This window comes from Mycobacterium aquaticum, from assembly GCF_002086485.1.
GTDB classification, from domain to species: Bacteria; Actinomycetota; Actinomycetes; order Mycobacteriales; family Mycobacteriaceae; genus Mycobacterium; species Mycobacterium aquaticum.
The window spans coordinates 98635-111496 of the sequence record NZ_MVHF01000015.1 but is presented as its reverse complement, the minus strand read 5'-3'; the positions used below and the strand labels follow the sequence as shown (position 1 = coordinate 111496).

At 67.3% G+C, this 12862-nt stretch carries 12 protein-coding genes; 6 read left to right on the top strand and 6 right to left on the bottom strand.

The annotated features are described in order from the left end of the window. The 5 genes from BST13_RS16685 (at window position 1) to BST13_RS16665 (ending at window position 6400) form a co-directional block, all read left to right on the top strand. On the top strand, window positions 1-657 hold the full coding sequence (locus BST13_RS16685) for an MSMEG_1061 family FMN-dependent PPOX-type flavoprotein (protein ID WP_083165133.1): 657 nt from the start codon (window positions 1-3) through the stop codon (window positions 655-657). A gap of 49 nt (window positions 658-706) precedes the next feature. Then, on the top strand, window positions 707-2062 hold the full coding sequence (locus BST13_RS16680) for a WS/DGAT/MGAT family O-acyltransferase (RefSeq protein ID WP_083165167.1): 1356 nt from the start codon (window positions 707-709) through the stop codon (window positions 2060-2062). Between the two features lie 89 nt (window positions 2063-2151). Then, window positions 2152-4371, top strand: coding sequence for a propanediol/glycerol family dehydratase large subunit (locus tag BST13_RS16675; protein WP_083165165.1), 2220 nt, complete (start codon window positions 2152-2154; stop codon window positions 4369-4371). Continuing rightward, a complete protein-coding gene (locus tag BST13_RS16670; RefSeq protein WP_083165132.1) occupies window positions 4368-4700 on the top strand; it encodes a diol dehydratase small subunit in 333 nt (110 codons plus the stop codon). The genes BST13_RS16675 and BST13_RS16670 overlap by 4 nt, the downstream gene beginning before the upstream one ends. Further along, a complete protein-coding gene (locus BST13_RS16665; RefSeq protein ID WP_083165166.1) occupies window positions 4700-6400 on the top strand; it encodes a diol dehydratase reactivase ATPase-like domain-containing protein in 1701 nt (566 codons plus the stop codon). Before BST13_RS16670 ends, BST13_RS16665 begins: the two co-directional genes overlap by 1 nt. Before the next feature lie 4 nt (window positions 6401-6404). Here BST13_RS16665 and BST13_RS16660 read toward each other — a convergent pair whose 3' ends face one another. The 4 genes from BST13_RS16660 to BST13_RS16645 form a co-directional block, all read right to left on the bottom strand. Beyond that, window positions 6405-6638: a hypothetical protein gene (locus tag BST13_RS16660; RefSeq protein WP_083165131.1), complete on the bottom strand. Its 234-nt coding sequence runs from the start codon at window positions 6636-6638 to the stop codon at window positions 6405-6407. Between the two features lie 124 nt (window positions 6639-6762). Next, window positions 6763-8544 carry a penicillin-binding transpeptidase domain-containing protein gene (locus BST13_RS16655; RefSeq protein WP_083165130.1) on the bottom strand — a complete coding sequence of 594 codons (1782 nt, stop codon included), beginning with the start codon at window positions 8542-8544 and terminating at the stop codon, window positions 6763-6765. After that, window positions 8541-9200: an SGNH/GDSL hydrolase family protein gene (locus tag BST13_RS16650; RefSeq protein WP_083165129.1), complete on the bottom strand. Its 660-nt coding sequence runs from the start codon at window positions 9198-9200 to the stop codon at window positions 8541-8543. Before BST13_RS16650 ends, BST13_RS16655 begins: the two co-directional genes overlap by 4 nt. Before the next feature lie 93 nt (window positions 9201-9293). After that, window positions 9294-9806, bottom strand: a complete 513-nt coding sequence (locus BST13_RS16645; RefSeq protein WP_083165128.1) for a lipoprotein LpqH — start codon at window positions 9804-9806, stop codon at window positions 9294-9296. A gap of 137 nt (window positions 9807-9943) precedes the next feature. Between BST13_RS16645 and BST13_RS16640 the strand changes: the two genes are divergently transcribed. Continuing rightward, entirely contained in the window at window positions 9944-10858 is a 915-nt protein-coding gene (locus tag BST13_RS16640; RefSeq protein WP_083165127.1) for a haloalkane dehalogenase, read from the top strand. Here BST13_RS16640 and BST13_RS16635 read toward each other — a convergent pair. Together BST13_RS16635 and BST13_RS16630 are read right to left on the bottom strand one after the other, a co-directional pair. Next, window positions 10855-12027, bottom strand: coding sequence for a hypothetical protein (locus tag BST13_RS16635; RefSeq protein ID WP_083165126.1), 1173 nt, complete (start codon window positions 12025-12027; stop codon window positions 10855-10857). The two genes, BST13_RS16640 and BST13_RS16635, sit on opposite strands and share 4 nt — an antisense overlap. 264 nt (window positions 12028-12291) lie before the next feature. After that, complete coding sequence (locus BST13_RS16630) at window positions 12292-12804, bottom strand: lipoprotein LpqH (RefSeq protein ID WP_095533574.1); 513 nt, start codon at window positions 12802-12804, stop codon at window positions 12292-12294. Window positions 12805-12862: the final 58 nt, after the last annotated feature.

The window sequence follows — 12862 nt, the reverse complement described above, 5'->3', positions numbered from 1 at the left end:
ATGGACCACACCGCAGCCGACGGATACCAGCCCATCGATCTGTCGCGCATCCGCGAAATCATCGGCTATCCACCGAAATTCATCGAGGAGAAGAAGACCTCCAGCCTCGGCGAGTTCGCCCGGCGGTTCATCGCGCACAGCACCTTCTACGTCGTCGCGACCGTCAACGACGCCGGGCAGGTCGATGCGAGCCCGAAGGGCGACCCGCCCGGTTCGGTCAAGATTCTCGATTCGCGGACCCTGGCGATTCCCGACCGGCCGGGCAACAAGGCCATCGACACGTTCCGCAACCTCGTCGAGCGCCCCGGCATCGGCGTGCTGTTCCTGGTTCCGGGTGTCCGCGAGGTGCTGCGGGTCAACGGCGACGCCTTCGTCACCGACGATCCAGATCTGCTCGACATGCTCGCGGCCGACGGCAAGCCCGCGGTGCTCGCCACGATCGTCCGCATCCAGGAAGTGTTCTACCAATGTGGCAAGGCGCTGATCCGCTCCCGCATGTGGAACCCCGATCCCGGACTGGCCGATGCGCTCCTGGGCGGTGCGAACTTCTACTGCGCGATCGGCGCCGAGATGGGTGAGATGGCCACCGCCATGGGAATCGACGTGAGCGGGCTGATCGACATCACCAACGAGCACTACGAGACGACGTTGTACTGACGCCCCGGTTTCTCCCTTGCCGGTGCGCGCCGAAGCGTTCAATGGGCACATGGAGTTCATGTCGCCCACCGATTCGATGTTCCTGATCGCTGAGACGCGTGAGCACCCGTTCCATGTCGGTGGTCTGGCGCTCTATGAGCCGCCGGCCGGCGCGAGCCCCGAATTCGTGCGTGAGCTGTACGAGGAGATGGTCGCGCACACCGACTTTCAGCCCGTGTTCCGCAAACATCCGGCCACCATCCTCGGCGGCATCGCCAACGTCGGCTGGACCTACGACAACGATGTCGACCTTGACTACCACCTGCGCCGTTCGGCGCTGCCGTCGCCGGGCCGGGTGCGTGACCTGCTCGAACTGACCTCACGGTTGCACAGCGGTCTGCTGGATCGGCATCGCCCGCTGTGGGAGGCCCATCTGATCGAGGGCCTGGCCGACGGCCGGTTCGCGGTCTACACCAAGCTGCACCACTCGTTGATCGACGGGGTGTCGGCACTCAAGCTGATCATGCGCACCCTCTCGGAGGATCCGGCCGACACCGAGGTGCGGGTGCCGTGGGACCTGCCGCGCAAGAAGCGCGAGCACCAGAGCCCGTCGCTGTTGCGCACCGTGACCGATGCGGCAGGTGCCGCCGTCGGGATCGCGCCGTCGACGGTGAAACTGGCCCGTGCCGCGTTGCTCGAACAGCAGCTCACGTTGCCGTTCGCCGCGCCGAAGACGATGTTCAACGTCAAGATCGGCGGCGCGCGCCGAGTGGCGGCGCAGTCGTGGCCGCTGGAGCGATTCAAGCGGATCAAGGAGGCCAGTGGCGTCACCGTCAACGACGTGGTGCTCGGCATGTGCGCAGGCGCGCTGCGGGCATATCTGCTGGAACAGGGCGCACTGCCGGACCGTCCGTTGATCGCGATGGTCCCGGTCAGCCTGCGTTCCGAAAACGAGGCCGACGCGGGTGGCAACTTGGTCGGGTCGATCCTGTGCAACCTCGCCACCGATCGCGACGATCCCGCCGAGCGGCTCACCATCATCAGCGAGTCCATGCGCGGCAACAAGCAGATCTTCGCCGAACTGCCTCGGGTGCAGGCATTGGCGTTGTCCGCCTTGATGATCGCGCCGCTCGGACTGGCCGCGGTGCCGGGCTTCGTCAAGGCCACTGCCCCTCCGTTCAACCTCGTCATCTCCAACGTCCCGGGGCCGCGGCAGCCGCTGTACTGGAAGGGGGCCCGGCTCGACGGCAACTATCCGCTGTCGATCGCGCTGGACGGCCAGGCCATGAACATCACGCTCGCCAACAACGGCGACAATCTGGACTTCGGTCTGGTCGGTTGCCGGCGCAGTGTGCCGCATCTGCAGCGGATGCTCAGTCACCTGGAGGACTCGCTCAAGGCTCTCGAGGTCGCGACGGGTACCTGACACCAAAAACGCGTATTGGGTAGACCAAAAACCGCCACTCGCGCAAAATGGTTGCCGTGACGGATGGCGATGGTGTGACCCTGGGCCGGATGCGGATTCTCGATGCGAAACCGGTCAACCTCGACGGTTTCAGTGTCACGAACCCCGATCTGGGCCTGGCCGCGATGAGCAGCCCCAACGATCCGCAGCCGTCGCTGGAGGTGCGAGACGGACAGGTCGTCGAAATGGACGGCAAGACCGCCGCCGACTTCGACGTCATCGATGAGTTCATCGCCCGCTACGGACTGGATCTCGACGTCGCCGCCGAGGCAATGGCGTGTCCCGACGTCGCGCTCGCGCGGATGGCCGTCGACCCCGGGGTGCCGCGCGCGGAGGTGGTTCGGCTGATCGGCGGCACCACCCCAGCCAAGTTGGCGCGGGTGATCGCGGTGATGACTCCGGTCGAGATGCAGATGGCGATGGCCAAGATGCGGGCTCGCCGCACGCCGAGCAATCAGGCGCACGTCACCAACCAGCTCGACGACCCGCTGCTGATCGCCGCCGACGCGGCCAGCGCGGTCGCCTACGGTTTCCGCGAGGTCGAGACGACTGTTCCGGTGCTCGGCGACGCGCCGTCGAATGCCGTTGCACTGCTGATCGGTTCGCAGGTCGGGACGCCCGGCGCGATGGCGCAGTGCTCCATCGAGGAAGCCCTGGAACTGCGGCTGGGGCTGCGCGGGCTGACCAGCTACGCCGAGACCATCTCCATCTACGGCACCGAGCAGGTGTTCGTCGACGGCGACGACACCCCGTTCTCCAAGGCCATCCTCACCAGCGCCTACGCGTCGCGCGGGTTGAAGATGCGGGTCACCAGCGGGGGCGGTGCCGAGGTGCTCATGGGGGCGGCGGAGAAGTGCTCGATCCTCTACCTGGAATCGCGGTGTGTGTCGCTGGCCCGCGCGCTGGGATCACAAGGGGTGCAGAACGGCGGCATCGACGGGGTCGGGGTGGTGGCCTCGGTGCCCGAGGGGATGAAGGAGCTGCTCGCCGAGAACCTCATGGTGATGATGCGCGACCTGGAATCGTGTGCGGGCAACGACAACCTGATCTCCGAGTCCGACATCCGCCGTAGCGCCCATACTCTGCCGGTCCTGCTGGCCGGGGCAGACTTCATCTTCTCCGGGTTCGGCTCGATCCCGCGCTACGACAATGCGTTCGCACTGTCCAACTTCAACTCCGATGACATGGACGATTTCCTTGTTCTGCAACGTGATTGGGGTGCCGACGGCGGGCTGCGGACGGTACCTGCCGAACATCTGGCCCGGGTGCGACGCCGCGCGGCCCAAGCCGTGCAGGCGGTGTACCGCGACCTCGGCCTTGCCGACTTCGATGACAGCCACATCGACGAGGTGGTGGCCGCCAACGGATCTCGCGATCTGCCGCCCGGTGACCCGAAGGCCGTCGCCGAGGCGGCGGCCGCCATCGAGGCCAAGCAACTCACGGTGTTCGACGTGGTTGCCTCGCTGTACCGAACCGGCTTCGGTGAAGAAGCCGAGGCGATCATGCGTCTGACGCGAGAACGCATGCAGGGCGACCAGTTACAGACCTCGGCGATCTTCGACGACCAGTTCCGGGTGCTGTCCAAGATCACCGACCCCAACGACTACGCGGGCCCGGGTACCGGGTACACCCTGAGCGAGGAGCGCCGTGCCGAGATCGACGACATCCGCCAGCAACGCAGCGCCGCAGAGTTGACGGCCGATCAGGCCGAACACGCCGGGCACATCATCGTCACCGATGTCGAACCGGCACGCCAAGGCCGTGACCCCCGTGAGGTGTGCATCGGCCTGTCCCCGGCGTTGGGCCGCAGTGTCTGGCTGACCCTGTGCGGGCTGACCATCGGCGAGGTGATCCGCCAGATCTCCGCCGGGCTCGAGGAGGAAGGATGTGTGCCGCGGTTCGTCCGCGTGCGCTCGACCATTGACGTCGGGCTGATCGGGTTGACCGCCGCCAAACTCTCCGGGTCCGGCATCGGAATCGGATTGCAGGGCAAGGGGACTGCCCTTATCCACCGTCGTGACCTGGCGCCACTGGCCAACCTCGAGCTGTTCAGCGTGGCCCCGCTGCTGACCGCCCGCAACTACCGTGAGCTCGGCCGCAACGCGGCCCGGCACGCCAAGGGCATGGCGCCCATCCCCATCCTCACCGGCGGCACCGACGAGTCCATATCGGCGCGCTACCACGCGCGGGCGGTGGCGCTCGTCGCGCTGGAGCGTGAGGCCAGTGAACCGGGCCAGGGCCCGATGACGGTGGAGGTGGCACGAGCATGAGCGAGAAGTTCACCGTCGCCGCGGCCGTCGACGGCAAGCTGGAGCTGTCGGATCTGCGCATGGACCCCGCCGTGCTGGCCCACCAGGCCACGGTCGCCGAGCGGGACGGCAACCCTCAGCTCGCCGAGAACTTCAGGCGGGCAGCCGAATTGGCGATCATCGACGACGAAGAGGTGATGGGTCTGTACGAGGCGCTGCGCCCGTACCGCTCCACAGCCGCCGAACTCGACGCGTTGCAGGCCTCACTGACCGCTCGTGGCGCTTCCCGCTGCGCCGAACTGGTGCGCCAGGCCGCCGTGGTCTACGCCCGCCGGGGCCTGTTGCGGTGATCGTCGCGGGTATCGATATCGGCAACCACACCACCGAGATCGTGCTGGCCCGCGTGCACGACGGTGCCGTGCAACCTGTCGGACATGGGCAGGCACCGACCCGGGGCCGCAAGGGATCCCGCGATTCGCTCGACGGGGCCGCGGCCCTGCTGCACCGGATCGAGGTCGACGCGGGAGTGCGCGCAGAGGTGCTCGTCTTGTCGGCGATCCGCCCGGTGGACACCGACACCGCGCCGCTGCCACCGGCGTCGTCGCCCCGCTCGCCGGTGCGCAGCCTGCGCAAGCCGGACGCCAGTACGCCGGCCGGCAGCGGATTCGCCGTGGGGCGCCACGCGCCGCTGGCCGCGTTGTCCGGCCCGGTCCAGGCCGGCCAGGTCATCGTGTCCGTCGACGGGAACACCGATTTCGAGGTCGCTGCCGCCGCGATCACCGCTGCGCTCGCGGGCGGATGGTCGGTGAGCGGCGTGATCGCCGCGCAGGACGACGCGGTGCTGATCGGCAACCGCATCCCGATCGACATCCCGGTGGTCGACGAGGTCGACGTGGCCGGGCTCGCGCCGGGAGTGTTGGTCGCCGTGGAGGTGGTGCCCGAGGGACGGGCCTACCGGGCCCTTGCCGATCCGATCGCGCTGTGCGCCGCACTGGAACTCGAGCACGAGCAACTGCCCGACATCGCCGAGTTCACCCGCGAACTCGCCGACGCCCCGGCGATCGCGGTGACCCCGCGCACCGCGCCGCCCGAGCCGCCCGCGGTCGACGATGACTACGTCGAATTCACCGTCGACGGCACGTCTGTCCGCTACTCGCCTGCGCAGGCGCACAGCATCCTGCGGCGCGACCCGCCGGGAGATCCGCTGCGGATCCGGTTGCGCTCCATCCCCACCGCCGACCACGAAATCACGGTCGACGACGCCTTTTTCACCGATCTTTCGGCGCTGGACAACGGGGCGTGGCTGCGCCGGGGAGTCGCCGACGCCCGCGGCACGGTCGTGGCATTGCTGGCCGCCGACCACGTCGCCGACGCGGCCGCCACGCTACAGGAGCTGACGGGGCGCCCAGCGTTCACCATCGCGAGCGAACCGGAAGCCGCGGCATGCGGGGCACGTACGACGCCAGGGCTGCCGCCGGATTCTGTCGTGTGCGATATCGGCGGCGGCACCATCGATCTGGTCGGCGCCGACCGGACGGTGACCGCGGCGGGAGCGGGAGAGACCATCACCGTCGCGGTGGCCCGGATGCTCAACATTCCGCGGGCTCTGGCCGAGCGGGTGAAGCGGACCCCGGCACTGCGCGTGGAGGGGCCACACGTCGCACACGAAGAAGACGGCAGGCGGGTGTTCCTCGACAACCCTGCTCCCGCCGATGCCATCGGGCGGTTGTGCACCCGGGGCAGCGCGGGCCTGGTCCCGTTCTCGAACAAGCTGGCCGCCGAGGAGTGGCGCAGCCTGCGCCTGGCGATCAAACAGGAGACGGTCGCCGCGAACATCGCGCGATGCCTCACCGCATTCGAAAAGCCGCCGACGGCACTGGTATTGGCCGGCGGCGGGGCACTCGACGACGAATTGTTGCGGACGGTGGGTGAATCCCTGCGGACGGTCCCGGTGGTGGTGGGCCGGGCCAACATCGACGGGATCCACGGTCCGCGGTTCGCGGTGGCGTCAGGTCTGGTGCATCTGTACGCCACCGCATCGCGAAGCTGACGGATCAGAACGGCAGATCCACGTTGTTGGTGGTGGTGTTGGCCTCGTCGTGGTTGGAGTCGATGTAGCCCAGCCGGTACGGGATGTCGGGGGTGGTGCCGTAGGGCACCAGCGGGCTGGCTCCGCTTGCGGTGTTGGCGGTCTGGGTTTCGGCGGCTGCGATGGGAGCCAGTGCGACCGTTCCGCCGATCGCGGCGGCGGCCAGTGCGGCGGCGGCGAACTTCATCGGGTTCTTCATGGTGGTCTCCTCGGTGCTGGTCGCCTGTGTCGGCGATGACTAAATCCTGTCTCTCCAGCACTTCGGTGTCGTCGCTGCTGACACCCAATCCAGGGTGCCGAATACCGCCATTCTCGCGGTAGTGCTAGCCGGTATTGGCCAGCGCCGGGCGGAGGAATTCGCCGGTGAGTGTGACGGCCGGAGCCGACGAATCGCCACCGACGATCAGCGTCGCGAACGCGATGTCGCCGACGATGCCGGCGAACCAACCGTGCGAGTGCGTGTTGTCGCCGAACTCGGCCGTACCGGTCTTGCCGCCGAGGTCGGGAATGTCGCGGAGTTCGGCGGCGGTGCCCTCTGTCACGGTCTGGCGCATCATCGCGCGTAACGCGTCAACCACATTGGGCGACAACGGTACCGACGGCTTGTCGGCGGTGGTCTTCTCGCCGTCGACCAGTGTCGGCACGATGGTCGAACCATGTGCCAGGCTGCCCTCGGCGACCGCGAGCCCGAACGGGCTGACCGTCACGGTGCCCTGCCCGATGCCGTTTTCGACGCGCTGAGCGGCGGTGTCGGCGTTGGGCACCTTGCCGGTGACGGTGGTGAGGCCGGGCACCGTGAAGTCCACGCCGATGCCGAAATCGCGTGCGGTGTTGGTGAGGGCGTCGGCGGGCAGCTTGTCGGCCAGCGCCGCCATGCTGGTGTTGCAGGAATGCGCGAACGCCGAGCTCAGCGGCACCGTCCCCAGGTCAAAGTTGTTCTCGTTGGGGATGGTCCGGTTCTCGATGGTCACCTGCCCAGGGCAGGCGACCGGGGTCTGGGGTGTCACGAGATTGGCCTTGAGGGCGGCCGCGGTGGTGATGGTCTTGAACGTCGAACCCGGCGGGTACAGCCCGGAAAAGACAATCGCACCTTGCGGATCGGCGGCCGCGTTCTGCGCCGCGGCCAGGATGCCGCCCGTCGAACTCGACAGGGCGATGAGCACGGCCGGCCGGGATTCACCCGCGACGGCATGCTGGGCCAGCAACTGCAACCGCATGTCCAGTGAGGTCTTCACCGGGTCGGTCGGCGCCGGTGGCGTGGAGATCAACCGCTGTGCCGGAGCGCCTTTGGCGTCGACGAGATAGACCGACCACCCCGCCGATCGCGTGATGCGGTCGTGCCAGATCTGCTCAAGGCCACCGATCGCCGGCGAGTCCAGTTCCCGGTTGGTCGTGAGCAACTGGCCCTGTTCGACGACGGTGACGCCGGGGATGGGCGTGAGCTGATCGCGGACCTTGCCCAGATCGTCTTCGCGCAGCTTGATCACGGTGACGCGGTCATCCTGTGTCCCGTTGAGCTGTGCGGCAATGGAATCCGCTGTGGTGGTCGGGTCGAACTGGTTGAGCAGTCCTGCCAGGGTCGCCGCCGATTCCGGATGGGTGCGCTCCAGGTTGATGACCCCGACGGTCTGCCAGCTCATCAACGGCTGACCGGTCCGGTCGAGCACGGGTGTCTGCAGCTCGCTGTCCTGGCTGTACTGAAGGCTCAGGCCGTCTTTCAGGTCGCGGTGCAGCAGGGTGGGGGACCAGGTGATGCGCCAGTTCTCGCCGGACTTGGCGGCCGATCCCGTGGTGTCGTAGGCGAAGTCGTGCCGCTGGCCCCAGGACCACTGGTATTTCAGCGTGAAACCGTTCTCCTGGCCGTCGGTGGGTGACGAACCGACGGCCAGCTTGGCCTGATCGCCCATGCCGTTGAACATCGCGGTGATCGTCTTTTCGGCCGTGGCCGGATCACTGGTCTGCTCGGCGGCCGCGTGCGCGTCCTTGCGCTGCAGGGCATCTGCGAACGAGGCGAACACGTCGGCGGGCTTGGGTGCCGACGAGCAACTGACGATGCCCAGCAGCAGAGCGAGCACTGCGAGGATGCCCAGGATGCGTCGGCTCATGCCGGCACCAGCGCGCGGACCTGCTCTGCCAGGGCTGCGCCGAGGTCGTGGTTGTTGGCCTCGGTGAAGTGGATGCCGTCGACCCCGTCGGTGCTCATCACCGAGCCCGCATCGAAGAACGGGATCTTCATGAACGAGGCGAGAGCGCTGTAGACCCTGGCAAGCTCGGCCGATTTGCGTTGCCCGCCTTCGAAGATCAGCTGGAACCAGGGATGTGGCATGGGCGCCAACGGCGGCGGCGCGACCACAAGTACCTGCGGAGCGGGGTAGACCGTGCCCACTCCACCCGCGCTGGTCAGCACCTGCGTCGCCAGCACCGACATACCGAGCGCGATGTCCAGCGGCTCGCGCCGGAAGTAGGCCTTGGTGTCGTTGGTGCCCAGCATGATCACGACCAGGTCCAGCGGCAGGTGCGCCGCCAGGCAGGACGGCAGATAGGCGGCGCCGTTGAGCCGCGGGTCGGTCGGGTCGTCGAGGTTGGTGGTGCGGGCGCTGAGCCCCTCTTCGATCACCTCGTAGTCGGCACCGAGCCGGTCGGCCAGCACGCCTGTCCAGCGGACATGGCGGGCGAACCGTTCCGTGGGTGCGCCGTCCGCGACGGGCACCCAGCCCCAGGTCAGTGAGTCACCGAAACACAGAATCCGCTTGGCCGCCATGGACCAAGCACATCACATCCCGCCGGGTTCGAGGGTGAGCCGGGGCCGCTCGGCACGCCGAACAGCCACCGGACCCATCCTCGTGCGCCATCGTCAGGGGCAGGTGATCTCCACTTCGTAGGGCTTGGTGATGGCTCCTGCGGTCGGGTTGGCCATGTCCATCCCGGTGGCGTTGCCCTTGATCGTGTAGGTGTTTCCGTCCTTGGTGGCATCGGCGCTGCCGCCGGGAACTCCGGGCGTGTAGCCGAGCGACACCCCGTCGATGTTGCCCAGCGCCAAGGCGGTGACCGTCGGCGGATCACCGGGCGTGAGAGTGGCGCTCACGCCCGTCGGTGCCTGCCCGATGGTCAGGCTGACGGTGTTCGCGACCGTCGCGCACACCACCGAGCCCTGGACCGCGTGGTCCTTGCCGTCGATGGTGACCTTGGCGGTGCCCGTCCCGGTGCTGGCCGTGACGTTGCCTCCCGGAGCCGACACGGTGGCGGTCTGCGTAGCCGTCGCCGCCGAACCACCCGATTCCGATTTCTTCTCGCTCGACGAACAGCCCGACAAACCGGCGATGATGACCGCCGCGCCCCCGACGGCTACTACGAACCCACGTTTCACCACTGTTCTCCTCCAGGTATGCGGCCCGTCGACGATGGCGGACCATACCTGTGCAGTATGGAGTCAGGTGCCGGTAGCGGCGAGGGATTGGACGAATTGTCTGGCCCGGCACCGGGAACGGTCGTAAGTTCGGCGTCATGCACACCCTGCGTACGCCCGAAGAGCGTTTCCGCGATCTACCGGATTTTCCCTACGCCCCAGGCTATTCCGATATCGCGGACGGCGACGCAGGCGTGTTGCGGGTGGCGTGGATCGATGAGGGACCGCCCGACGCCGACCCTGTGCTGTTGTTGCATGGGGAACCATCGTGGTCGTTTTTGTACCGCCGCATGGTCCCGGTGCTCACCGCGGCAGGGCACCGCGTGATCTGTCCCGATCTGGTGGGCTTCGGCCGGTCGGACAAACCGGCCCGCATCGAAGACCACAGCTGCGCCCGACATGTGGAGTGGATGCGGACGCTGGCCTTCGACGTACTCGGCTTGAGCCGGGTGACGCTGGTGGGGCAGGACTGGGGCGGGTTGATCGGGTTGCGGTTGGCCGCCGAGCATCCGGATCGCTTCGGCCACATCGTGGTTGCGAACACCGGCCTGCCGACGGGCGACATCCCGATGCCCGAGATCTGGTGGCAGTTCCGCACCGCGATCCAGAATCTGCCCACCATCGACGTGGGACGGTTCGTCGCCTCAGGTTGCCGTCGCCCGGTCAGCGATGCGGTCCGTGCCGCCTATGACGCCCCGTTCCCCGACGACACCTACTGTGCCGGGCCCCGCGCGATGCCGGGTTTGGTGCCCACCACACCCGACGACCCGGCCGCGGCGGCCAACAGATCGGCATGGAAGACGTTGTCGGCCAGTGAAACTCCGATGCTGGTCGCGTTCAGCGACGGCGATCCGATCACGGGCGCGATGGCAGGCATCTTCCGCCGCGAGATGCGTGGCGCCCAGGGCATCGAGCACCCCGTGATCACCGACGCCGGACACTTCCTGCAGGAGGACGCCGGGGAAGAGCTCGCCGCGGCGATCGTGACCTTCCTGCGGGACAACCCCGACTAGGGGTAGGTCTGCCCGCCGGTCAGGGTCACGGTCGTGTCGTCGAGATTGATCAGCGTGGCACTGTTCGTATCCCCGGTCTCCGTCACCTGGTTGCCCGTGGCGTAGTCGGTGGGCATACCACCCACGCCGGACGTGTTGTGATCGCCGGTGATGGCCACCTGGTTGCCGTCGGCGTAGTTGCTGACGGCCTTGTTCTCATTGCCGTCGATCGCCACCTGATTGTCGTTGCCGCGGAACGCGTTGACGATGTTCGAGTCGCCGGTGACAGTCACCTGGTTGTTGCTGGCGCGGGCGGGGCCGTTCTCCGCATACTCGCCGAGGGTGAATACGGTGTTCGAATCGCCAGTGACGTGGGTCGTGTTGTTGTCGCGGCTGGCGGCTTGCACGGAGTTCTTGTTGCCGTCGACGGTGATCTGGTTTCCGTTGCCCGCACCGGCGTAGACCGGATTGTTCTCGTCGCCTTTCACAGCGATGGAGTTGTCGCTCCCCGGGACGTAGGCAATGCCGGCTTCGGAGTTGTCGATCCCGCCGGCGATCACCGTCTGGTTCTTGTCGCCGACGACCTTGATGGTGTTGCCGTCGTTGCCGCGCGTCGTGGCGTCGCAGGCCCCGTAGCTTCCGGCGTGGTACTTCGCGCACCCGGCGAGCACCGGGGTGTTCTCGTTGCCCACCACCTTGGCAGAGTTGTTGTCGCCGTTGCCGGCCCGCACGACGTTGTTGTTTCCCTTGACGGTGACAGTGTTGCCGTTGCCATTTCCGGCGAACGCATCGTTGTTGTCACCGACGACCACGACGCGATTGAAGTTTCCGTTGGCCGCGGTACCGTTGCTCGCATGGCCCACGACGACGACGGTGTTGCCGACACCGTCTTTGGCCGTGGCCGTGCTGTCGGCGCCGATCGCGATCGCGCCGTTGGGGCCGCTACTGGATGCGTGCGCCGAGCCGCTGGAGAATCCGACTCCGGCTACCGACACGCTGACGTTGGGAGTTGCCTTGTGTACGGCTTTTTCGACGGAGTTCTGAAGGTTGGAGTCGGCTTGTGCCGCAGGCGCCGCAAAGAGGTTGGCACTGAACCCGGCACCGATGCCGAGCGCCACAGCCAAGGTTCCGACCCTGCCGATGGCCTTTGCGGTGCTGGTCCTCGTCTGCGCATCGCGGTGCAAAGGCATTTCGCTCCCCCTGGGCTCGATATTCGGTTGGACCGGACACTAACCACTTATTGACGCCATCGACAGCAAAACCGAGCCGAATTGCTTGAGTAGTTGTGTTCGCAACTACATGTCCGGCGGCGTGCGGTGCAAAACCGCACGATATGCCCGGTGCGGGAGGGGCCGGCGTCACAAGATTCGCCCGGACGCGGCCCGGGGGCGCCGGAATGTGTTGGAGGGCCGAGCTTTAGGGCAGCGGGACCCGATCTCGTTGTCGACGCCGGCTCAGGGGCAGGTGACCGCGACGTCGAACGGTGTGTCGACCGGGGGCTCGTTGCTTGCGGAGTTGGAGCCCATGCCACTGCCGGTCACGGTGTAGTTCTTGCCGTCGCGGGTGGCGACCACGGGCGTGCCCGACACGCCTTCGACGTAGGCCAGTGCCGGTCCGTCGGAACCGATTTCGCCGATGTTCACCGACTTCACCGCCGGCGCGTCACTGTCGGTGAGCTCGATCGTGGTGTGCAGGTGACCCTCGATGTTGATGGTGGTCAGCCCGTCCTTGGTCTCGCAGCCGACGCCGGTGAACGGTCCGGCGTCATTGGTGCCGAAGGTCACCCGCGCCTGATTGGGCTGCACGGGCGACACCGGCGGCAGCGTCGAGGTCGACGTTTCCTGGCCCGCCGCCTTCGGCCCGGGCGCCTGAGACCCGCCTGGCGAACTCGAATTCTGCGATGAACACCCGACGATCCCTACCAGCAACGTCGCGGCTCCGGCGGCGATGACGAATCCGTGCTTCACGACAAACGAGTATGGTCGCGTCCGCCCCCATGACGGAAATCGGGCGGCCATCCGGTTG